This is a genomic window from Nocardia sp. NPDC056952, assembly GCF_042674185.1.
Classification (GTDB): domain Bacteria; phylum Actinomycetota; class Actinomycetes; order Mycobacteriales; family Mycobacteriaceae; genus Nocardia.
Map to the genome: position 1 here is coordinate 170,324 of NZ_JBHURA010000002.1, position 21,436 is coordinate 191,759.

The window sequence follows — 21,436 nt, forward strand, 5'->3', positions numbered from 1 at the left end:
GACGGTGCCGACCGCGCGGGCGCACACTAGGGCAGGCTGCCGATAGCGGCGAAATTGCAGGGGCGGGCGTAGTCGTCGTGGTCGATCGGCTGTTCGGGTCGCCAGTCCGTGGCGTAGGTGATGCCCGGCTCGGCGATCGTCCATCCGTCGAAGAAGGTCTGGAACTGCGCGCGGGTGCGCAGGGTGACCGGTGTGCTGGCGTCGGTGAAGATCGCAGCGCCCGCGGCGACCTGGGATTTGATCTCCGCGCCTGCGTCTTCGAGGGACACATGTGTCATCGCGATGTGGCTGCCGGGGGCGAGGGCGTCGCGCAGTTGCGCGACGATCTTGCCGGGCTCGCTGGCGTCGGTGACCCAGGGAAGCACCGAAACCAGCAGCAGTCCAACGGGTTCGGAAAAGTCGATCAGGCGCTGGGTGTCGGGGTGGGCGAGGATGCGCGCGGGCTCGCGCAGATCGGCGTCGACCATCGTCGCGGTGTCGGTGACACCCTGTTCGCGCAACAGCTCGCGGGCGCGGTTGATCGCCTCTTCGTCGTTGTCGACGTACACCACGCGCGAGTCGGGCACGAGCTCGCGCGCGACCTCGTGGGTGTTGCCGCCGGTCGGCAGGCCCGACCCGATATCGAGGAACTGGCGAATCCCGGTGCCGGCCATGTAGCGAACGGCGCGGGCGAGAAACCGGCGATTGTGCTGGGCCCACAACGGATAGAAGGGGATATCGGTGTAGAGCCGATGTATGAAGGGCAGATCCGACTCGAAGATCACCTCGCCGGTGACCATGTGGTGATAGATGCGTGCGGAGCTGGGTTTGTTGGTGTCGATCGGGCGTGGCTCGAAGTCGCTGTCGGACATCGTGATTCCTCTGCGGGTGCGGTGGTGCCGGTCTATCGCTGAATGGTCGGTCGGCTGCGGAGGCCGCGGACGAGGTGTTCCATGAACTGACGTGAGTCGTGGGGGCTCAAAGCCGTCATCGCCAGGCGGTTGAAGATCTTGTCGCGGATACCGACGGCGGGTTTGTCGTCGATGTAGCGGATCTCGCCCTGAGCTTCGATGACGGCCATCTCGAGATCGCCGGCCGCTCCTGGGGAGGGCACACGAACCAGGATGTAGCGGTCCTCCATGCCGGCGCCGGGTGCTTGGTGGGTGAAGGGCATGACCTGGATCTGGATGTTGGGCCGGGCGGACAGCTCGAGGAGATGGGTGATCTGGTCGAGCATCACCGCGTCCCCGCCGTAGGTGCGGCGCAGGCAGGATTCGGACAGGATCGCGTGGAACTCGGGTGCGCCCCGCGCGAGAAGGATTCGCTGACGGGCGATGCGGGCGTGGACGTAGTCGTCGACGGTGACCGCGTCCGGATCGTCGGGGTCGGGTTCCAGTGGCTCGTGCAGCGCGTGGATGTAGCTCTCGTGCTGGAGTAGCCCGGGAACGATCTCGGCGGCGGTCTCGCGCAGCCGATCCGCCACGGCCTCGAGGTCGACGAGCAGTCGCAGTTCCTCGATGTAGGCGCGGCGGTAGCCGGAGTTCCAGAATCCGCGGCGATGGCTGTCTTCGCGCAGATCGAGCAGGATCGAGATGTAGTCCTGGTCGGTGACGCCGAGCTGCCTGACCAGTTCGTCGAGCGCCTGGGCGCTCAGATTGCCGGTGCCGCTGATCACCGCCGCGATGCGGGACTGGCTCACCCCGATCATCTTTCCCGCGTCGGCCTGGGTAGTGCGAGACCGGCGCAAGAGCGCGTCGATCTCTCGACCTAGCAGCACTTTTCGTGCGGTTCGTGCCATGGATCCCACCGTATCGGGCTGCTGGGCGGCGGCTGCCACCTGTTTCGCAATCCTGATTATCAGGTTAGATTATCAACCACGATTATTTGGCGAACAAGTCAGAGGGTGTATCCGAACTGCGACATACCCTGCGGCGCAAGAAGAGTGGGGCCCACTCATGGACGTCACCGACCCCGAAACCCTCCGCGGCACTCTCGATGCCGGAGCTGCGAACAGCTGGGGACAGCGGCTTCGGACCTATCGTCGCGCTCGATTAGGGCTCAGCCGTGGGGATTTCGCCGAGTTGATCAACGACCGAGCTCGCCGCGACAGTGTCAATGTCGCGTGTTCGGAACGACACGTCGCGCGCTGGGAACTCGGTGAAGTCCGCAGGCCCAGCAAGTCCTACCGCGTTCTGCTGGCCGCGCTCGGCGCACCGGTTCCCGAGATCGACTCCGTCCTGTCATCGCCGGACCTGAATGTCGGGTTCGCTCGTGAAGTGATGTCACGGTCTGCCGAATCCGTCGGTGCCGGTACGCGTCGCGGCGCGGATGCGACTCTGCTGGAGGCCCTCGCGACCGCGGTTGTCGGTTCCGCTGACATCCTGACGCCGTGGTTGCCTTCCCTCGATATTTCCGAGATGCCGTGCGACGCAGAACTGCTCGATATCGATGCGGTGCGCAGCGCCACCTCGGGATTGCGGGAACGCGACCAGCGACACGGTGGCGGCTCGGTCGCCCGCACCGCCGTCGATCTCCTGAAATCGACGACCGCGCTGCTGGCCGGTTACCGCGGACATACGACGCTCGCGCACGCGCTGCTGGTGGCCACCGCCGATCTGGCCCGGCTGATCGGGTGGGCATACCACGACATCGGTGATCAACATCGCGCCCGCCAGTACGCGACGATGGCCTTGGTGTCCGCGCGGCGAGCGGGCGCGGACAGCCTGGTCGCGTCGACGCTGTACGTGCTGGGGCGGATCAGCTTGATCGAACGCGACCCGCGCGCCGCTCTGCGGATGTTCCAACTCGGCCAGCTGCCTGCCCAAGACGCCACCGGCGGTGGGGAATCGGCGCGCTTGTATGCCAACGAGGCATGGGCACACGCGATGATGGGCGACGTCGGCCGGATGCGGACCGCGCTCGCCCGCGCCGAAGACGAGATCGCCCGGGTCGCAGACCATCCAGTCGATCCGTGGACCCGGGTGTTCTTCACGCCCGGAGAGTTCACCGGGATGCGATCGGTGATCTACAACGAGTACGCCCTGACAGCCCGCGGACAGACCGCGCAACACTACACAGCCGAAGCCGTCGACGCCGCTCGCGCTTCGTTGGCCGCGTCCACGCCGGGACGACCTGCCCGCAGCATTCTGTTCGACAACATCACGATCGCCACGGGCACCTTCCGTCTCGGCCAGATCGACGACGCGGTCTCCTTCGCGACGGCTTCGCTGGCAATGACCGGTCAGGTCGACAGCGGGCGAGTCGGCGACCGGCTGGGGCAGCTGGTGCACGCCGCGACCCTCGCGTCCTCGCGATCCGATGTTCGCGATCTCTGTCAGACGATCCGGCGGGCAGTCCGCACCACCCGGCACACTCCGCACCAGCTGACCGAACATCGCCTCGCGACCGCGTAGCAATGTCGACGCAACCCGACGATGTCATCCCCGCACAGCGGCATTTACGACATGCCCTGTCGAATGTCATTGTCGCAGAGATTATTCGGCGATGTACTCGGTTCATGACTACGACGACGCCGAGACGTGGCCATCGGGCAATGGACAGACGCCGGTGAGCCGGGTGTGTGTAGCTGTGACGCACGCAGGCGGCTCCGCCGCGAAGCCCGACAGCCGCGCTGGGGAGAACACACGCGTTCGGACCGCGGAGGGATTACTGGAGGCCCGTCAGCTGCTGCTCGCCGTCGCCGGGAACCTGCAGGGCGGGTCCCCGCTGATCGGATGGGCGCGCGAGCTGGCGGATCTGCACGCGACTCTGTTCACTGCGTCGGTGTCGACCACCCGTCGGCCCGCCGACTTCGACGCGCCCACCACCAGCGGCCGGATCAACACCGTCATCGGCCTGATCGACGAGTGGTCGGCCTGTCATCTTCCTCGCCCCACTTCGGGCCGCCGCCACACCCATTCCCTCGGCGAGGTGATCAGCCACGTGGCAGACACCTACACCCACGTTCAGTGGACACTGCGCCACACCAAGAGCGCCGAACATCAGCACCACGCCGCGCTGCGCTTTGCTCAAGTCCAGGAAGGTTATGCCGATCTGGTCGAGGAGATTCGAGCCTTACGCGTCGCGCTACCGCTGGGCCGGGGCAACCAACCTGCCTTATAGCGGGCCAGGCGATAACTTGCGCGGTGCGCGGGGCGTTTCGATGCCCTGTCGACCGACTCGGCGATCTCGTCGGCGAGACTCGAACAGCGCCCGCGGCAGGTTGTGCTCACAGGGACAGGTTCGGATCATCTCGAGCTGGAGCGTGTGGCGCGCTGGGTGGGATTGTTAGCGTCGGCGCATGGATCTGGGACTGGTTGGAAAACGGGCGATCGTCACCGGCACGAGCAAGGGAATCGGTCTCGCTATCGCGCGGGGGCTCGCGGCAGAGGGTGTGGATGTGGTGCTCGCGGCGCGGTCGGCGCAACCGCTGCGCGCAGCTGCGCAGGAGATCGCTCGGCAGTCGGGGCGGCGGGTGATCGCGGTTCCGACCGACACCGGCGACGACGAACAGGTGAAAGAACTCGTCGCGCGCACCGTCGCCGAGCTCGGTGGCGTGGACATCCTGGTGAACTCCGCTGCCACACCGTGGAGCGCGGGCGCCGGCGGCGATCTGCAAGCCACCACCGACGAGATCGTGCGCAGGGAAGTCGAGATCAAGGTGCTCGGGTACCTTCGCACCGCGCGTGCTGTCGCACCCCACCTGGTGGAGCAGGGGTGGGGTCGCATCATCAACATCAGCGGACTCGGTGCGCGGCAGGCCAATTCGATCGGGCAGACCATCCGCAACGTGAGCGTCTCGGCGTTGACCAAGAACCTCGCCGACGAACTGGGGCCGCACGGGGTGAATGTGACAGTCGTACACCCGGGTCTCACCCGTACCGAACGGCTCACCGAACGTCTCACCCGCCAGGTCGAGCAAGACGGTGGCGACGTGGCCGAGTTGGAATCACAGCTGGTCAAGAATTCGATTCGTCGGATCATCGACGCGAGTGAGATCGCCGACGTGGTGACGTTTTTGGCCTCGCCACGCAGCATCGCCATCACCGGCGATGCCATCGCGGCCGGGGGCGGCGTACCCGGGCCGGTCTACTACTGACCCTCGGGATGTAGCCAGCGCCACCTCCCCGCTCTCGGCGACCGCCGCGCCGAGAGCCTTCTTCAGCGCCGAGGACTATCACCGCTTCCACGCCCGCGCTCGCTGTCAATATGCACCTGTACTGGACCGGGCGACCGCGCTGACCGTCTCCGGCGACGAGGACTTCAGCTGGTCGCTCGCCGCGGTCCGCGACGGTGAGGTATTCGCGGCCGGTCACGGTGAACGCGGAAATGATGTGGGACTGGATGATTCGGTGGTGAGCGCACGGCTCCAGCACGTCAGAACCAGGACAGCCAAGAACGTCGTCGACACCGCCATGACCGGCAGGTTCGCGACGGTCATGCAACCAGATCGAGGACAGGTGTCTGGCACGCGTGCGCTCCAGTGGTGGGCGATGGCGATCAATGGGGAGGAAAAGAAAAGACTGTTTGTTGGCTGATGGCCTGGCTAGGGTCCGTGTCCATGAGTGGTGAAGTGATCATCGTGACCGGTCCGCCTGCTGCGGGAAAGACGACCGTGTGCCGCATTCTCGCCGAGACGGCGAGCGCTCCGACAGTTCATCTCGAGACCGACCTGTTCTACCGGTCGATCCGCACAGGATTCGTCCTGCCGTTCCTTCCGGATGCGCACCGGCAGAACGAGGTGGTGATCGAGGCGATCGTCGCGGCCGTCGCGGCATACGCGCGCGGCGGCTACGACGTCATCGTCGACGGGATCGTCGGCCCGTGGTTCCTGCCACCGTTTCGGGCACTCGCCGACCACGGCGGGCCGACCGTTTCCTATGTGGTCCTGCGACCCGACTTGGCCACCACCGTGTCGCGTGCGAAGCAACGCGTCGGAGACGAGCTGAAGGATCTGGACGCGATCACCGGATTGCACGGCGCATTCTCCGACATCGGAGACCTCGAGCAGTACACGATCGACACCGGCGGTCTGAATCCGAACCAGACTGCCGACCGGACGAGACTGCTCCTGGCTACCGGCACGCACCGGCTGACCTGATGTGAGACAGCCTGATTCGGCCGGCCCTGCCCGCGTGACGGTCAGGGCCGGCCGACGGGGAGAAGGCTCGCACCGGCGGGGGACAACGCCGGGTAGCCGGTAGCCCCGTCGATCTCAGAGCTGCGATTGCACCTCGGCGGCAATGAGTTCCAGGTGGTCGAGATCGGCGAGATCGAGCATCTGGAGATAGATCCGGCTCGCGCCGATCTCGCGGTACCGGGCGATCTTGTCGACGACCTCGGCAGGCGTGCCGGCCAGGCCGTTGCTCTTGAGTTCGTCCACCTCGCGGCCGATCGCGGCGGCTCGGCGCGCCACGTCGGCATCAGTACGCCCGACGCAGGCGACCAGGGCGTTGGAGTAGATCAGTTCGTCGGTGCGCCCGGCCGCGCGCACGGCGGCGCGCACCCGGTCGAACTGGGCGACGCTGTCGGCGATCGAGGCGAACGGCATGTTGAACTCGGTGGCATAGCGGGCCGCCAGACGCGGGGTACGGACTTTGCCGTTGCCACCGATGATCACGGGCACCGGATCCTGCACGGGCTTGGGCAGGGCGGGGGAGTCGGTGAGCTGGTAGTGGGCGCCGTCGAAGCTGAACGTCGCCCCCGGCTTGGTCTCCCACAGACCGGTGATGACGGCCAGCTGCTCCTCGAGCAGGCCGAACCGGTTGTCCGGGAACGGGATTCCGTAGGCGGCGTGTTCTGCGGCGAACCAGCCGCTGCCCAGGCCGAGCTCGATTCGCCCGTTCGACATCTGATCCACCTGGGCGATCTGGATGGCCAGCGGCCCCGGCAGCCGGAACGTCGCCGCGGTGACCAGGGTGCCCAACCGGATGCGGGCGGTATCCCTGGCCAGCCCGGCCAGGGTGATCCAGGCATCGGTCGGGCCGGGCAGGCCCGAGGCATCGCCCATGGCGAGGTAGTGGTCGGAACGGAAGAACGCGTCGAATTCGAGCTCCTCGGCGGCGCGCGCGACCGACAGCAACGTGTCGTAGTCGGCGCCCTGCTGAGGTTCGGTGAAGATGCGGAGGTCCATGATCACCATCGTGCCCGATGCGTACAGGTCCGGCGCGGCGGTGGCTTGATCTCCGGGAACGGTCGGTGCTAGCGGCTGTCCTGCGGGTCAGCCGGGTGGCGGTGGCCCGGTGGCGGGGTGAGTTCGTCGACCACCACCAGGTTCCCGCCGGACTGTTTGGCCTGGTACATGGCCGCATCGGCGGATTGCAGCAGCCGGTCCGGAGTCGGGCATGGACATCGCGGACAGATCGATGCGTCGAAGACCGCGACACCGACGCTCGCGGTGACCGCCACCGTGGTCTCCGCTGGTTCGGCGATCACCCGGCACAGCCGTTCGGCTTCCTTGCGCGCGGCGGGCGCGGCGATCGGAGCGGCGACCACGAACTCCTCGCCGCCTGTGCGTGCCACCACCGCCATCTCTCCGGCGGCATCGCGCAGCCGCCGGGCGGTCCGCATCAAGACGATGTCGCCGATCCGGTGGCCCCAGGTGTCGTTGACGGTTTTGAACCGGTCGAGATCGAAGCAGATGACACAGATCGTCGGATTGCGGTCCATCAGCTGTGGCAGCCGATTCTCGAGGCCCCGCCGGTTCAGCAGGTCGGTCAGCGGGTCCGACAGCGACTCGGTGCGCAGTAGCGAATACAGGAGCTGGAAGGCGGGCACCGCGCTGACCACCGATGCGAGAAGCAACGCGACCGCGAGGGCCAGCTCGATGCTCTCCCCTCCGGTGACGATCCGCACCGAGAACAGCACCACCGACAGCAACGACCACATCGAATGCAGGGCCAGTGCCCTGGCGCTGTGGAAGAAGCTCAGGTAGCTGCCGGTACCGAGGAGCAGTACGGTGCCCATCGCCCCGAACAGCCGATCTTGCAGCTGGAGGAATTCCACTGTGAACAGCACGTCGGCGCAGGCGATCAGTACCAGCGACTCGGTCTTGCTCGGCCAGGGCAGCAGCCACCAGCGCGCCGCCCACAGGGTTCCGGCCAACACTCCGACCGTCGAAGCGATGCCGGGATGACCGGGCGGACCCACCGGGGTTCCCGCGATCACCGCCCCCATCACCGCGATCCCGGCACCGGCGATACCGATCAGGATCTTCAGCGGAACCAGCGCCGACCTCGCGGCCAGCGTGCGTACCAGCCATCGGTAGTCGACAGGGTCTTTCCACCAGGCCCGCAGCGTCTTGCCGTCGTCCATCGACTCACCCTCGGTCCCGATCGCATCGCCTACCTCGCTGGTTACGCGTGTGAAATTCCAGGAAATCCCACCAGCTGATCGGCAGTAGTCTAGGTCGGACCATGCCGGGAACTTGACGGGCCGGTCGAGCCGCCGCGTTGCGTGGATTGATGCGCGCTTCGGATGGATACGGGGTGGCGGTGCGAATGATTGTGACGCGCCAGCAGTCAGGGCACCGAAGGAGTCTTGGCGCGGGCCACAAGGAAGTCGTCGACGATCCGGGCGCAGTCCTGCGGAGTCGAGGCCCGCAAGCCGATGAGCTTCGCGAAAACGAGTGGGCCGACCAATTGCGACAGCACGAAGTACGTATCGAATTCGCCCAGTTGCCGACGCGCCTCGGGGGTATCGAGTACCTGGTCGAATGGCACCCGATAGTGGTCGATGATGCGCTGGCGCAGCGAGCTGATGGCGGGGTTGTCGGCGTTGTGGTCCGAGCCGGTCGCCAGCCACGCCAATGTCGAGACCTGCAGTGGCGTGTCCCGGATCGCCTCGGCCTGGCGCTCCAGCAGGGCGACGAGGCGCTCGCGCAGCGGGCCTTCGGGCGGGGTCTCCACTGCCGAAGGCAGCAGCCGTTCGATCGTGGCGGCGCGTAGCTGCATCGCGTTGTCGAAATGCCGGTACAGGGTGGTTCTGGCGACCTTGGACAATCGGGTGACGCCCTCGACTGTCACCGCCTCCAAGCCGCCGTCCTGCAGCAGCGCCGCGGCGGCGTCGAGTAGCCGGGCGCGCGAGCGCACCCGGCGCGGGTCGACCTCGACGGCGTCAGTTCCGCTCATATCGCCCAGTATTCCTCTGCCGGTGGACTTTCCCCACGGCCTACCTCCCGCTCCATACTTATGCTACATATAGTAGCGAAGCGATACTAATAGTAGCGGAGGCCCGATGGTTCCCACCGGACGCGAACGATTGTCCGCTGCCCAGCGCTGGCTGCTGACATTGTCTTGTCTCGCGGTAGTTCTCGTCACCTCCTCGATGGCGGCGCTGTATACGGCGCTGCCGGAGATCGCGGCCGATACCGGCGCGAGTCAGGCCGAACTCACCTGGATCGTCGACGGCTACACGCTGGCACTGGCTTGTCTCGTACTGCCCGGGGGTGCGATCGGTGACAGGTACGGCAGGCGCGTAGTTCTCATCGTGGGACTCGTCATCTTCTCGCTCGCCTCAGCCGCCCCCTTGTTGCTGGACAGCCCGACGTGGCTGATCGCCGCGCGGGTCGTGACAGGGGTCGGCGCGGCGCTGGTGATGCCGTCCACGCTGTCGCTGCTGACCGCCGGTCTTCCGGAGGAACGGCGAGGCAGCGCGGTCGGCTTGTGGGCCGGCGTCGCGGGCGTCGGCGCGATCCTCGGTATCCTCGGCTCGGGTGTTCTGATCGAAAACTGGTCCTGGGCTTCGATCTTCGCCGGGATGGCAGTCGCGGGCGCGATGCTCGCGGTGGCAGCCTTCACGCTGCCCGAATCGGTGGATACATCGAGGCCCGCGATGGACCCGCTCGGCGCGGTCACCAGCGCTCTGGCAATAGGCGCGATCGTGGTCGCGGCGATCGAGGTGCCCGTACGCGGCTGGCTCGATCCCGTAGTGATCGGCGCGACCGCTGTAGGACTGACCGTGACAACAGCTTTCGTCGTTATCGAAAGACGGGTCGCGCACCCGTTGATCGACATCCGGCTCTTCGCTCATCGGGGCTTCGGCAGCGGCACCGCGATAGTGACGGTGCAGTTCCTGGTCACCTTCGGCCTGTTCATGCTGATCGTGCAGTATTTTCAGCTGATTCTGGGCTACCGTCCGCTGATCTCGGCACTCGCGCTCGCTCCCATGGGCCTGCCGATGGTGGTGATCTCCGTGATCGCGCCGCGGGTGGCGGAACGGGTGGGCCTGCGAATCCCCGCCTGTGCTGGTCTGCTGGCTATCGGGGGCGGGATGCTGATGATCGCGCAAGTCGACTCGCACACTTCCTATGTGGACCTCCTCGGCTCGTTGCTGCTGATGAGCACAGGGATCGGGTTGTGCACCGCGCCGGCTACAGCCGCGATCGTCGACGGCACACCCGTGCAGAAGCACGGTGTCGCCGCCGCGGTCAACGATGCCGCCCGCGAGATCGGCGCCGCCATCGGCATCGCGATCGCGGGCAGCGTGCTCGCGGCGGGTTACGGCGAGCGCATCGCCCCCGCCCTGCCCAGCCTCCCCGAGGCAGCGCGTGAACCGGTCGGTGACTCGCTCGCGGCTGCGCTCGAGGTGGTAGAGCGCGCAGGTCCGACTGCACAGCCGCTCGGCGATTTCGCGAAGTCCGCGTTCATTCACGGCATGCAGGAGTCCGCCACCGTACTGGGATTCCTGACTGTCGGCGCGGCCGTACTCATCGCTATGTGGGCCCCGGGCAGACGCCGTACCGACAAGAAAGCCGAAACCGTGGCATCGCGGGCGTAGGTGAGTGTAGGACGATGAGGGCGTGAATGCTCCTGCGCCCGGACCTGTTTTCGATGTCATCGCCGTGTTGAACGGTGCGGTGGACCTCAGGTCCTATCCGCGTCGCAACCTGGTGCTGAGCTCACCGCAGACCGGCGGGTTGGTGTTCGGTTCGGCCGCGTATCAGCGCGCGATCTTCGAACCTGTCGTGCACTTGCTCAATGGTGTCGAGATGCTCGAATCGCAGGGGTGGCAAATGGTCACTGTGGTCGAACGGAACATCGACAACGTCTACTACATGCTCGCTTTCATGCGCCGGGTCTGACGCGGGTCAGGAGTGGACGCTCGCGCGATGTCGCCGTGGCCGGTGAGCTTGTGGCGAGCCCTCCGGCCGACGTCGTGGCGATACGGTCATTCGGGGAGAGGTTCTGCCTCGCCGATGTGGCCCATGATCACCAGGGCCTGCCTCAGCAGGGTGGTCTGCTCGTCGGAGAGCTTGCTCAACTGCCCGGCGAGCCAGGCATCACGGGCCGAGACCTTGTCGGTCAGCAGTGACCGACCAGATCGCGAGACCGAGACGACGACCTGTCTGCCGTCGGACGGGTGGGGTTTGCGCTCGATCAGTCCCAGCGCCGCCAACGCGTTGATCGTCCGCGTCATCGATGGTGGCCGCACCCCTTCTCTGATGGCGAGCGCGCCCGACGACATCGCGCCGTCGCGGACGAGCGTGGTGAGCGCTGAGCGTTGGACCAACGAGATCGGCTGGTCGGTGTGATGCAGGCGCAGTAGGCGGTCGAGTCTCACAGTCAGCAAGGACAGCGCCCCGGCCACAGCCGCGGTATTCGAGTTCGGTGACACAATCATGAACTTTACGAACAAAATTGCCCGCTGTCCCGGCCTGCGGCGGTCCTCAACCGGGCGGGACAGCTTCCCGAAGCAGCTGTGCCAGTTCAGGACAGCCAATCGTCGAGGTGGGGGAGCTCGGTGGCCACTGTGCCGGTGAAGTGAGGTGGGCGCTTCTGGAGGAAGGACATGATGCCTTCGCGGAGGTCGGCACTGGAAAAGGCATAGGAGATGAGGCGGGCGTCGAGGGTGAAGACGTCGTCGGGGGTCTTGTCGCCGGACATGGCGACCAGCCCGCGACGGATGGCGGCTACGGAGACAGGGGCGACCTGGGTTGTCAGTTCCGCGGCAAGGGCCCGAGCGGCGGGCAGGAGGTCTTCGGGGGCGTGCAGGCTGGTGACCAGGCCTGCGGCGAGGGCCTCGTCGGCGCCGAAAACGCGGCCGGTGATCATCCACTCCTTGGCTTTGGCCAGGCTGACGATGCGCGGCAGGAACCAGAGCGAACCACCCTCGGGGAACAGACCCCGGCGGGCGAAGACGAAACCGAAGCGGGAATCTGTTGCGGCAAGGCGGAAGTCGGCGGCGAGGGTCATGGAGAGGCCGACGCCGATGGCAGCGCCCTGCATGGCGACGATGACGGGTTTGTCGAGGTCGGTCATCGGGCGCACGACCCGGGTGGACCATTCGACCCAGTCGGGATCGGTGACATCCTCGTTGGACCCGTCCGCTGTGAGATCCATGCCGACGCAGAAGTCACGCCCCTCGCCGGCGAAGATCACCGCGCGAACGGCGTCGTCGCGGTCGGCTTCGGTGAAGGCAGCGCCGAGTTCGTCGGCCATCACGGTGGTGAAGCCGTTGCGCGCCTCGGGACGGTTCAGCGTGATGGTGGCGACGGCCGCATCAACGCTGTAAACGATGGTTTTGTAGGACAATTCGACTCCTCGGTTCAGCGTTTGCCGGATGCGGCGGACACGAGCAGCTCGACCATGGCGGTGGCCTTGCCGGACTGTGGCGGGTCGCCGGTGATGATGTCGCTCCAGACGAAAGCTTCGCCGACGCGCACGATCGCGTAGGCGAGATCGCGGACTTCGATACGCGGATCGAGATCGGGCAGGTCTGTCAGTCGTGACGCGACCCAGTCGATCATTCGGCCCTGGACGACGGAGTATCCGGAAGTCAGTACGCGCAAGCCGTATTCCGGGTCGTCGGCGACGAATCGGGTCAGCGGTTCGAAGCTGCGGACCGTGTCGGCGAGGGTGCCGAAGTGGCGGACGAAGCGCTCGGCGGGATCCTCGGACACGCTCGCGTCACGTGTCTCGACGCGACCGATCGCCTCCGCGATGATCCGCCACACCACTTCACCGATGACGACTTCCCGACTTCCCCACCAGCGATACAGCGTGGCGCGGCCGATCCCCGATGCACGGGCCAGCTGCTGCATATCGATCCGGCGGCCCTCGAGAAACCACCGGTGCGCGAGGTCGATCACGCTCTCACGCACCGGTTTCGCAGGCGTGCTCGATGCCGGGTCGTCCGGATCCGGCGACGACCTTTCGCCGCTGGTCACTGTTACGGCCTCGTCAGCTCGGCGTAGCGGGCGAGGTGGTGGTCGGTGGATCCGAACTCGTGCTCGATCGCGGTCAGCCGTTTGAAGTAGTGGCCGACAGCGAGTTCCTCGGTCATGCCCATCGCACCGTGCAGCTGGACGGAGTTCTGGCCGATGAATCGCGCCGCACGGCTGACGGTGACCTTGGCCGCGGATGCCGCCCGCGCCCGAACCGCCGGTGCCGCGTTCAGTGCGTGGATCGCCAGATACGCTGCGGCGATCGCCTGCTCCAGCTCCATGTACATATCGACCATGCGGTGCTGCAGAACCTGGAAGCTGCCGATCGGCTGACCGAATTGCCGGCGTTGCTTGGCGTATTCGACGGTATCCGCCACCACCTTGCGCATGCATCCGACCGCTTCCGAGGCGATCGCCGCGATCGCCTCGTCGGCTGTGGCCTCGATCGACGACCATGCCTCGCCCTCCGCGCCGAGCAGCGCGGCCGCGGGCAATCGGAAATCGGTGAAGGTGATGTCGGAGCCGACCCGGTCGTCGATCGTCCGGTAGGAGTGGATCTCGACCCCGGCCGGCGGATTCGCCGCATCGAACTCGCTGAGGAACAACGAGATACCGGATCGGTCGCGCCGGGTACCCGAGGTGCGCGCGCTGATGATCAGATGGGTCGCCACCGGGGCGCTGGTCACGACGGTCTTGCTGCCGTCGATCACCCACGAATCGCCGTCGCGGCGCGCGGTCGTCGAAAGATCGTGCAGCGCATGACCCGACGTCGGCTCGAGTGCGGCGAACGCGGTGCGCGCCGTACCGGCCACGATCTGCCGCACCAGTGCGTCGGCAGCCGCACCACCGCAGCGTTGCAGCAGACCCGCCCCGATGACGACCGTGTCGACATACGGTTCGACGACGAGCGCGCGCCCGAGTTCCTCGGCGATGACCATCATTTCGACCGGCCCGCCGCCCATACCGTCGACATCCTCGGGCAGGGTCGCACCGAGGATCCCCAACTCCTCGGCGAAACCGCGCCACACAGCGGGCTGCCACCCCGCGCCGGACTTGACCGCGCTCCGACTCTGCTCCAGGTCGTACCGGGCACCGAGGAATCCGGCCACCGAATCACGCAGGAGTTCTTGCTCTTTGGTGAAGGTGAAGTCCATCAGAGCCCCAATGCTGCCTTGGCGAGAATATTTCGCTGAATTTCGTTGCTGCCCGCGTAGATCGAGCCTGCCCGGTCGTTGAAGTAGCGCAGCGGTGCGACGGCCTGCCACTCTTCGCCGCTGCGGTAGCCGTCGGCCGGTGGCTGGAATCCGGCGATCGGGCCGCCGGGTTTCGTCGCGTGCGGTTGGTACACCCGCCCGCGCGGTCCTGCTGCCTCGAGTGCCAATTCGGTGATCTTCTGGCTCAGTTCGGTGGCCAGGATCTTGAGCATCGACGAGGCGGGGCCGGGGTTCTTGCCCTGCGCCAGCACCGACAGCGTTCGGTACTCGAGGATCTCGAGTACTTCGGTGCGAATCCGTGCCTCGGCCAGCTTCGCGGCGAAGGTGGCGTCATCGATCAGCGGATTGCCGTCCGGGCCGGTCTGCCCGGCTGCCGCGGTCGCGACTTCCTGAACCATGACCTGCAACATCGGCGACAGTGCCCCACCACGTTCGTGAACGAGCAGATACTTCGCCACGGTCCAGCCGTCGTCGATCTGGCCGAGCACATTGCTTTTCGGCACTCGGACGCCGTCGAAGAAGACCTGGTTCTGCACCTGCTCGCCGGAGGTCATCACCAGCGGGCGGATCTCGATGCCCGGCGAGGTCATTTCGATGAGCAGGAAGGTGATGCCCTGCTGCTTCTTCCCCTCGCGCGACGTGCGCACGAGGCAGAAGATCCAATTCGCCTCGGTCGCGTGGGTGGTCCAGATCTTGCTTCCAGTGCACACGAAGTCCTCGCCGTCGTCGACGGCGGCCATCGTCAGCGATGCCAGATCGGACCCGGATTCCGGCTCCGAATACCCCTGGCAGAAGAACACCTCACCGGTGAGAATCCGCGGCAGGTAGTACGCCTTCTGCTCGGTCGTGCCGAAGGCGACGATCGCGGGCGCGACCATTCTGATGCCCATCGGCGACAGCGCGGGCGCACCGGCCTGCATCAGTTCCCGGCCGAAGATGTAGTGCTGGGTGAGGCTCCAGTCGCAGCCGCCGTATTCGACCGGCCATGCCGGTGCCGCCCAGCCGCGAGCATGAAGAATGTGCTGCCACTTCATGCTGGCTTCGTGATCCGGATAGACGCTGGTCGCCAAGTGTCCGGCGCGGCGTAGATCGGGTGTCAGCTTCTCGTCGAGAAAGGTGCGAACCTCGTCTCGAAAGGCGAGATCTGCCTCTGACCAGTCGTAATCCATCTACCCTCCCGGAGGGATGTGCTCCATTGCGCCCATGCAGACCTGCGGTCGCGTGAGACACAATGTACTTCTGTCTCAGTCTGTAATCAAGGGATGTTGAGGCGTCAGAACCTAGAATGGTGAGTCACTTAATCCCGCTGTCGCCGGTGTGGGGGCCGAGATATTCGTGAACCGCGCCGACGGCGCGGACCGCGCTCTCGACAGCGGCCTCCATCGTCGAGGGCATGCCCGTCTCGGTCCAGTCGCCCGCGAGGAACAGGCCCTCGATCGGCGTGCGCTGCGGCAGGCGCAGCTCGTCGAAACCGGGCTGCGCCGAGAAGGTCGCCTGCGGCTGATGGATGACGTGGGTGCGCAGCACCTGCGCCTCGGCGAACTCGGGGTAGTGCTCGGCCAGCGATCGTAGTGCCGCCGCGGTGAATTCGGCGTTGGGCAGATGGACGACATCCCACGAGGCGCTGACCGCCAGTGAATAACAGTGCCCTGCCCCGGTCTCGACGCCGTGCATGCCGGTGGTGTCGAAAACCCACTCGATGGTGGTGTCGCGCAGATTCTCCGCGAGCCTGCGCATCCTGAGTGGACGATCCAGCCACACGTACACGCTCGAGATCGGGGCGGGCTCGATCTTGCGCACAGGAGTGAAATGGTCGTACTGCCCGAGCCGGCCGCGATCGAGCAGTGTTGTCAGCGACCACGGCGGCAAGGTGAGAACCGCCGCGTCGACCTCGATGACCCGCCCGTCGGAGAGCTGTACCGCGGTGAGCCCGTCGTCGATGATCTCGATATCGGCGACTCCGGCACCGACGACGATCTCTGCGCCGTGTGCCTTCAGATAGCGCTCGGCGGGTGCGACGAACAACTCGTGCAGGCTTACCCGCGGCCACACCGCGTCACCGGCCCTGGTGTTCCCTGACAGCGCGCGCTTGCCGATCCAGTGCAGGGTCTGGACGAACATGGAGGCCGACACCCGCTCGGTCTTCTCGTTGAGCAGGCCGATGACGAACTGATCGAGCACCAACGCGCGCAACGATTGCGGCGCGCCGATCTGCCGGAACCAGCGATCGACGGTCAGGTCGTCGAGTTCCGGTGCCGGGCGCAGCGCGGCGCGGGCGATCCGCGCCCAGGTGCGTAGGGCGGCGGGCCGTTCGCGCAGCGGGATCGGTGGCCACACCATCCAGGACAGCCCGACGGCGCGGCGCAGCGTGCCCGGCAGCCAGGCGGGCGCGCGCAGGGTCAGCAGCCGGTCGGGCCCGGTCCTGATCGCGAAAGGCGGTGCGTCCCAGAAGAGTTGCTCGCGCGTGCCGATGGTGTCGACGTAGCGCAGCAGCGCGTCGTAGCAGCCGGCGAACAGGTGCTGACCGTTGTCGACCCTGCCTTCGATGCCGGGCACCTCGAACGAGATCGTGCGACCGCCGAGGCGTCCTCGCTTCTCGACGAGGGTGACGCGGTGGCCTGCCTCTGCGAGCCAGACCGCCGTGGCCAATCCGGCCAGGCCCGCCCCCGCGACCAGGATGTGTGGGGATTCTTGCTGCCCCATCGGTACCTCCGGGCAATCGATGAATGTGAGAATGAATGAGAGAATTTGTCAGTCATACTCGCACAACGTCGATGTGTTCGTACAGGGTGGAAACCGCTCGTGCGGAACGGAACTCGCTGCCCGGCCGATCGCGGCTGAGGCGTGAAGCGCTCTCGTTCGAACGGGGTCAGCGCGTGCGCGGCGGTAGGGGTGTGCCGCGCGGTTGATCGGGGCGTCGGGCTAACTCCGGCGCCTCAGGAGGCTTTCGGGTCCCAGGATCTGCTCGACGACGGCGAGGAAGATCTCGGTCGATTCGTCGACGAGCTCGTCTCTGGTCAGGTCGAGTGCTCCGTTGAGCCAGCCGTACACGGTCTCGTACAGCCCACCGACGAGGTGCATGGCGGCGAGCTCGCCGTATGCGCCCGCGGCACCGGTGCTTTCGGGGCTGAGTTGCTTGTTCACCGTCGCCAGCACCAGCGCGGCGAAGCCGCGGATCGTTGCCGTGCGGCGTGCGTTGAGGGCGGGATTGAGCTGGGCTTCGGTGAAGGCGATGCGGATCAGCCGTGGATCGTCGGCGACGGCCTGCAGGCCCGCGGCGATGGCCGCGTGCACCTTGTCGCGCAGGGGATCGGGGGCGGCGCGTACACGGACGGCGATCAGCTCGGTCAGCTCACCGATGACCTGGTCGTAGACCTCGGTGACGACGGCGTCGAGGTTGGTGAAGCTCTCGTAGAAGTATCGCTCGGTCAGTCCGGCCTGGCGGCAGAGGCCGCCGACGGTGAGCCGGGCCGAGCCCTGGGTGCCGACGATCTCCCTGGCGGCCTCCAGGAACGTGATCCGGCGCTGCGCGCGCCGCTGTTCGGCAGGCACACCCGCGTACGCACGATCCTTGACCATGCGCCGAGTCTGCCACAAAGCCTTGTCAGATTTCCAAATCTGCTGCATCCTGTTGTCAGATTCGAGCGAGGAGAGAGAATCATGACCGAGGCATTCATCTACGAGGCGATCCGCACGCCGCGTGGGCGTGGCAAGAAGACCGGCGCCCTGCACGGCGTCAAGCCGCTCGACCTGGTGGTCGGGCTCATCGACGAACTGAAGACCCGCCATCCCGGACTCGATCCGGCGGCGATCGATGACATCGTGCTCGGCGTCGTGTCGCCGGTCGGCGATCAGGGCGCCGATATCGCCAAGACCGCCGCCTTGGCGGCCGGGCTGCCCGACACCGTCGCCGGTGTGCAGCTCAACCGGTTCTGCGGCTCGGGCCTCGAAGCCGTCAACACCGCCGCCCAGAAGGTGCGGTCGGGCTGGGAGCAGCTCGTCATCGCCGGCGGCGTGGAGTCGATGTCGCGGGTTCCGCTGGGCTCCGACGGCGGCGCGTGGGCGATGGATCCGGTCACCAACTACGACACCTACTTCGTGCCGCAGGGTGTCGGCGCGGACCTGATCGCCACGATCGAGGGTTTCACCCGCGAGGACGTCGACGCCTTCGCGGTGCGCTCGCAGCGCAAGGCCGCCGCCGCCTGGTCGGGTGGCTACTTCGCCAAATCCATTGTCCCGGTGCGTGATATCAACGGCGCGGTGCTGCTCGACCACGACGAGTTCATGCGCCCCGACACCACGGTGGAAAGCCTGGCCGGGCTGACCCCGTCGTTCGCGGCGATGGGGGAGATGGGCGGCTTCGACGCCGTCGCGATGCAGCGCTACCACCACGTCGAGAAGATCACCCACGTCCACCACGCCGGCAACTCCTCCGGCATCGTCGACGGTTCGGCGCTGGTGCTCATCGGCAGTGAATCCGCCGGTGTCGCCGCGGGTCTCACGCCGCGCGCCCGCGTGGTCGCCTCCGCGGTGAGCGGCGCCGATTCCACGATCATGCTGACCGGCCCGGTCCCGGCCACCGAGAAGGTGCTGGCGCTGGCCGGGCTCACGGTCGACGACATCGACCTGTTCGAACTCAACGAGGCCTTCGCCTCGGTGGTGCTCAACTTCCAGAAGAAGCTGAACATCCCCGACGAGAAGCTCAACGTCAACGGCGGCGCCATCGCCATGGGTCACCCGCTCGGCGCGACCGGGGCCATGATCACCGGAACCATGGTCGACGAGCTCGAGCGCCGGGGAGCGCGGCGCGCGCTGATCACGCTGTGCATCGGCGGTGGCATGGGCATCGCCACCATCATCGAGCGCGTCTGAGCGTCGGACTCCGATACCGAAGGAAGAACGAAAAGCAATGACTGACAACATGATTGCCTGGGAACTCGGCGCCGATCGGGTGCTCGTGCTCACGATGGACGACCCGAACCAGTCGACCAATACGATGACCGAGGCGTTCGCGCGTGACCTCACCGCGACCGTCGACCGGCTCGAGGCCGAACGCGACAGCTTCGACGGGGTCATCCTCACTTCTGGCAAGGACACGTTCTTCGCCGGGGGTGACCTGAACCTGCTGATGAACGCGACACCGGAGACCGCCCCGCAGATCGCACTCGGCCTCGACACCTACAAGGCGGCGTTCCGTCGGCTCGAGACGCTGGGCAAGCCGGTGGTCGCCGCGATCAACGGCACCGCCCTCGGCGGCGGTTTCGAGGTCGCGCTGGCCACCCATCACCGGATCGCACTCGACGCCAAGGGCAGCCTGCTCGGCCTGCCCGAGGTCACCTTCGGTCTGCTGCCCGGTGCCGGTGGTGTCACCCGGACAGTTCGGCTGCTCGGAATCACCAGCGCGGTGCTCAACGTCGTCGGCCAGGGCCAGCGGATGAAGCCCGCGAAGGCGTTGCAGGTCGGCATCGTTCACGAAGTCGCCGCCACCCGCGAGGAGATGTTCGACAAGGCTCGCGCCTGGATCGCGGCCAACCCCGAGGCCGCGCAGCCGTGGGATGTGAAGGGCTACAAGGTCCCCGGCGGCACCCCGTCGAGCCCGGCGGTGGCGGCCAATCTGCCCGCATTCCCGGCGAATGTGCGCAAGCAGCTCAAGGGTTCGCCGATGCCCGCGCCGATCGCGGTGCTCGCGACCGCGGTGGAGGGCGCGCAAGTCGATATCGACACCGCGTTCGCGATCGAGACCCGCTACTGCACCAACCTGATCTGTGGCCAGGTCTCGACGAACATGATCAAGTCACTGTTCTTCGATCTGAGCACGATCAACAAGGGCGGCAGCCGCCCCGAAGGCTTCCCCGTGCGCACGCCGGAGAAGGTCCTCGTGCTCGGCGCGGGCATGATGGGCGCGGGCATCGCCTATGTGCAGGCCCGCGCCGGCATGCAGGTCGTGCTCAAGGACGTCACGATCGAGGCGGCCGAGCGCGGCAAGGCCTACTCGGCCAAGCTGCTCGACAAGGCCCTGCGCAAGGGCGCGATCACCCAGGACAAGTACGACGAGATCCTCGGTCGCATCCACCCGTCCGCGGACCCCGCCGATGCTGCCGGTTGCGACTTCGTCGTGGAGGCGGTGTTCGAGGATCCGGGCCTGAAGAAGAAGGTGTTCGGCGAGATCGAACACCTGGTGAACGCGGACGCGTTGCTCGGTTCCAATACCTCGACCCTGCCCATCACCGACCTGTCCACGGGCGTGCAGCGGCCGAAGGACTTCATCGGACTGCACTTCTTCTCCCCGGTGGACAAGATGCCGCTGGTCGAGATCGTCGTCGGCGAGCAGACCAGCGACGAGGCGATCGCCCGTGCCGTCGATTACACCCTCGCCATCAAGAAGACCCCGATCGTGGTCAACGACAGCCGCGGCTTCTTCACCAGCCGGGTGATCGGCCAGTTCATGGACGAGGCGATCTCGCTGGTCGCCGAGGGCGTGCATCCGGCCTCGGTCGAACAGGCCGCCACCCAGGCCGGTTATCCGGTCGGTGCGCTGGCGCTGGCCGACGAGATCAATATGAAGCTGGCGCAGAAGATTCGGCGCAGCCTGAAGGAGAACCTGCTCGCCGAGGGCAAGAACTGGGTCGACTCGAAGGCCTACCCGCTCGTCGACGCGATGGTCGACGACTTCGAGCGCCCGGGCCGGCTCGAGGGCCGCGGCTTCTACGAATACGACGCCGACGGCAAGAAGCTGGGCCTGTGGCCGGGACTGGTCGAGAAGTACACCCGCGACGATCACGGCATCGCGTTCATCGACATGCAGGAACGGATGCTGTTCGCCGAATCCCTCGATACCGTGCGGTGTTTCGACGAGGGCGTGCTGCGCACCGTGCCCGACGCGAACATCGGTTCCATCTTCGGCATCGGGTTCCCCGCCTGGACCGGTGGCGTCATCCAGTACATCAACCAGTACGCGGGTGGTCTGGCCGGCTTCGTCGCGCGCGCCGATGAGCTGCGGGCCGCCTACGGCGACCGGTTCGAGGTCCCGGAGTCGTTGCGAGTCAAGGCTGCCGCCGGGGAAACTCTCGGCTGACGGTCA

General features: G+C 66.6%; 21 protein-coding genes. 9 read left to right on the plus strand and 12 right to left on the minus strand.

All coding sequences use genetic code 11. The features are described from left to right. Positions 1-26: 26 nt before the first annotated feature. Entirely contained in the window at positions 27-851 is an 825-nt protein-coding gene (locus tag ACFTS5_RS07995) for an SAM-dependent methyltransferase (protein ID WP_378628698.1), read from the minus strand. A gap of 32 nt (positions 852-883) precedes the next feature. Further along, complete coding sequence (locus tag ACFTS5_RS08000) at positions 884-1,777, minus strand: helix-turn-helix domain-containing protein (RefSeq protein WP_378628700.1); 894 nt, start codon at positions 1,775-1,777, stop codon at positions 884-886. A gap of 157 nt (positions 1,778-1,934) precedes the next feature. Here ACFTS5_RS08000 and ACFTS5_RS08005 point away from each other — a divergent pair, with 157 nt between their 5' ends. The 5 genes from ACFTS5_RS08005 to ACFTS5_RS08025 all read left to right on the plus strand — a co-directional run bounded on the left by ACFTS5_RS08005 (position 1,935) and on the right by ACFTS5_RS08025 (position 6,079). Further along, a complete protein-coding gene (locus ACFTS5_RS08005; protein WP_378628701.1) occupies positions 1,935-3,392 on the plus strand; it encodes a hypothetical protein in 1,458 nt (485 codons plus the stop codon). A gap of 91 nt (positions 3,393-3,483) precedes the next feature. Next, complete coding sequence (locus tag ACFTS5_RS08010; RefSeq protein ID WP_378628703.1) at positions 3,484-4,101, plus strand: hypothetical protein; 618 nt, start codon at positions 3,484-3,486, stop codon at positions 4,099-4,101. 178 nt (positions 4,102-4,279) lie between these two features. Next, positions 4,280-5,077, plus strand: a complete 798-nt coding sequence (locus ACFTS5_RS08015) for an SDR family NAD(P)-dependent oxidoreductase (RefSeq protein ID WP_378628706.1) — start codon at positions 4,280-4,282, stop codon at positions 5,075-5,077. Positions 5,078-5,312: 235 nt separating this feature from the next. Then, on the plus strand, positions 5,313-5,516 hold the full coding sequence (locus ACFTS5_RS08020; RefSeq protein WP_378628708.1) for a hypothetical protein: 204 nt from the start codon (positions 5,313-5,315) through the stop codon (positions 5,514-5,516). Between the two features lie 23 nt (positions 5,517-5,539). Further along, positions 5,540-6,079: an AAA family ATPase gene (locus ACFTS5_RS08025; RefSeq protein WP_378628709.1), complete on the plus strand. Its 540-nt coding sequence runs from the start codon at positions 5,540-5,542 to the stop codon at positions 6,077-6,079. Between the two features lie 114 nt (positions 6,080-6,193). On the opposite strand, the gene ACFTS5_RS08030 is transcribed toward ACFTS5_RS08025, so the two are convergent. The 3 genes from ACFTS5_RS08030 to ACFTS5_RS08040 form a co-directional block, all read right to left on the minus strand. Next, complete coding sequence (locus ACFTS5_RS08030; protein ID WP_378628711.1) at positions 6,194-7,111, minus strand: LLM class F420-dependent oxidoreductase; 918 nt, start codon at positions 7,109-7,111, stop codon at positions 6,194-6,196. 68 nt (positions 7,112-7,179) lie between these two features. Continuing rightward, entirely contained in the window at positions 7,180-8,292 is a 1,113-nt protein-coding gene (locus tag ACFTS5_RS08035) for a GGDEF domain-containing protein (RefSeq protein ID WP_378628714.1), read from the minus strand. A gap of 206 nt (positions 8,293-8,498) precedes the next feature. Next, on the minus strand, positions 8,499-9,107 hold the full coding sequence (locus ACFTS5_RS08040) for a TetR/AcrR family transcriptional regulator (protein ID WP_378628715.1): 609 nt from the start codon (positions 9,105-9,107) through the stop codon (positions 8,499-8,501). A 106-nt stretch (positions 9,108-9,213) separates the two neighbouring features. Here ACFTS5_RS08040 and ACFTS5_RS08045 point away from each other — a divergent pair, with 106 nt between their 5' ends. After that, complete coding sequence (locus ACFTS5_RS08045) at positions 9,214-10,755, plus strand: MFS transporter (protein ID WP_378628718.1); 1,542 nt, start codon at positions 9,214-9,216, stop codon at positions 10,753-10,755. Positions 10,756-10,777: 22 nt separating this feature from the next. Next, positions 10,778-11,059, plus strand: a complete 282-nt coding sequence (locus tag ACFTS5_RS08050; protein WP_378628719.1) for a hypothetical protein — start codon at positions 10,778-10,780, stop codon at positions 11,057-11,059. An 86-nt stretch (positions 11,060-11,145) separates the two neighbouring features. Here the strand turns inward: ACFTS5_RS08050 and ACFTS5_RS08055 are convergent, their stop codons facing one another. The 7 genes from ACFTS5_RS08055 to ACFTS5_RS08085 all read right to left on the minus strand — a co-directional run bounded on the left by ACFTS5_RS08055 (position 11,146) and on the right by ACFTS5_RS08085 (position 17,934). Further along, positions 11,146-11,592 carry a MarR family winged helix-turn-helix transcriptional regulator gene (locus ACFTS5_RS08055; RefSeq protein ID WP_378628722.1) on the minus strand — a complete coding sequence of 149 codons (447 nt, stop codon included), beginning with the start codon at positions 11,590-11,592 and terminating at the stop codon, positions 11,146-11,148. A gap of 92 nt (positions 11,593-11,684) precedes the next feature. Continuing rightward, a complete protein-coding gene (locus ACFTS5_RS08060) occupies positions 11,685-12,509 on the minus strand; it encodes an enoyl-CoA hydratase-related protein (protein WP_378628724.1) in 825 nt (274 codons plus the stop codon). 14 nt (positions 12,510-12,523) lie between these two features. Then, a complete protein-coding gene (locus ACFTS5_RS08065; RefSeq protein ID WP_378628726.1) occupies positions 12,524-13,144 on the minus strand; it encodes a QsdR family transcriptional regulator in 621 nt (206 codons plus the stop codon). Between the two features lie 2 nt (positions 13,145-13,146). Continuing rightward, the gene (locus tag ACFTS5_RS08070; protein ID WP_378628728.1) at positions 13,147-14,295 is read right to left on the minus strand and encodes an acyl-CoA dehydrogenase family protein; all 1,149 of its coding nucleotides are present in this window, start codon (positions 14,293-14,295) and stop codon (positions 13,147-13,149) included. After that, positions 14,295-15,524, minus strand: a complete 1,230-nt coding sequence (locus ACFTS5_RS08075; protein WP_378628729.1) for an acyl-CoA dehydrogenase family protein — start codon at positions 15,522-15,524, stop codon at positions 14,295-14,297. The genes ACFTS5_RS08070 and ACFTS5_RS08075 overlap by 1 nt, the downstream gene beginning before the upstream one ends. Before the next feature lie 124 nt (positions 15,525-15,648). Next, positions 15,649-17,058, minus strand: a complete 1,410-nt coding sequence (hpnE, locus tag ACFTS5_RS08080; RefSeq protein WP_378628732.1) for a hydroxysqualene dehydroxylase HpnE — start codon at positions 17,056-17,058, stop codon at positions 15,649-15,651. Between the two features lie 219 nt (positions 17,059-17,277). After that, a complete protein-coding gene (locus ACFTS5_RS08085; RefSeq protein ID WP_378630038.1) occupies positions 17,278-17,934 on the minus strand; it encodes a TetR/AcrR family transcriptional regulator in 657 nt (218 codons plus the stop codon). A gap of 78 nt (positions 17,935-18,012) precedes the next feature. Here ACFTS5_RS08085 and ACFTS5_RS08090 point away from each other — a divergent pair, with 78 nt between their 5' ends. Beyond that, positions 18,013-19,227: an acetyl-CoA C-acetyltransferase gene (locus ACFTS5_RS08090; RefSeq protein ID WP_378629992.1), complete on the plus strand. Its 1,215-nt coding sequence runs from the start codon at positions 18,013-18,015 to the stop codon at positions 19,225-19,227. A gap of 37 nt (positions 19,228-19,264) precedes the next feature. Further along, positions 19,265-21,430, plus strand: coding sequence for a 3-hydroxyacyl-CoA dehydrogenase NAD-binding domain-containing protein (locus ACFTS5_RS08095; RefSeq protein WP_378628734.1), 2,166 nt, complete (start codon positions 19,265-19,267; stop codon positions 21,428-21,430). The last annotated feature ends 6 nt before the right edge of the window (positions 21,431-21,436 follow it).

Coding starts and splice junctions, on each gene's coding strand:
- ACFTS5_RS08000 (WP_378628700.1), bottom strand. CDS start 1,777: ATGGCACGAACCGCACGAAAAGTGCTGCTAGGTCGAGAGATCGACGCG.
- ACFTS5_RS08010 (WP_378628703.1), top strand. CDS start 3,484: ATGTACTCGGTTCATGACTACGACGACGCCGAGACGTGGCCATCGGGC.
- ACFTS5_RS08005 (WP_378628701.1), top strand. CDS start 1,935: ATGGACGTCACCGACCCCGAAACCCTCCGCGGCACTCTCGATGCCGGA.
- ACFTS5_RS08040 (WP_378628715.1), bottom strand. CDS start 9,107: ATGAGCGGAACTGACGCCGTCGAGGTCGACCCGCGCCGGGTGCGCTCG.
- ACFTS5_RS08075 (WP_378628729.1), bottom strand. CDS start 15,524: ATGGATTACGACTGGTCAGAGGCAGATCTCGCCTTTCGAGACGAGGTT.
- hpnE (WP_378628732.1), bottom strand. CDS start 17,058: ATGGGGCAGCAAGAATCCCCACACATCCTGGTCGCGGGGGCGGGCCTG.
- ACFTS5_RS08070 (WP_378628728.1), bottom strand. CDS start 14,295: ATGGACTTCACCTTCACCAAAGAGCAAGAACTCCTGCGTGATTCGGTG.
- ACFTS5_RS08030 (WP_378628711.1), bottom strand. CDS start 7,111: ATGGACCTCCGCATCTTCACCGAACCTCAGCAGGGCGCCGACTACGAC.
- ACFTS5_RS08095 (WP_378628734.1), top strand. CDS start 19,265: ATGACTGACAACATGATTGCCTGGGAACTCGGCGCCGATCGGGTGCTC.
- ACFTS5_RS08035 (WP_378628714.1), bottom strand. CDS start 8,292: ATGGACGACGGCAAGACGCTGCGGGCCTGGTGGAAAGACCCTGTCGAC.
- ACFTS5_RS08025 (WP_378628709.1), top strand. CDS start 5,540: ATGAGTGGTGAAGTGATCATCGTGACCGGTCCGCCTGCTGCGGGAAAG.
- ACFTS5_RS08045 (WP_378628718.1), top strand. CDS start 9,214: ATGGTTCCCACCGGACGCGAACGATTGTCCGCTGCCCAGCGCTGGCTG.
- ACFTS5_RS08015 (WP_378628706.1), top strand. CDS start 4,280: ATGGATCTGGGACTGGTTGGAAAACGGGCGATCGTCACCGGCACGAGC.
- ACFTS5_RS07995 (WP_378628698.1), bottom strand. CDS start 851: ATGTCCGACAGCGACTTCGAGCCACGCCCGATCGACACCAACAAACCC.
- ACFTS5_RS08085 (WP_378630038.1), bottom strand. CDS start 17,934: ATGGTCAAGGATCGTGCGTACGCGGGTGTGCCTGCCGAACAGCGGCGC.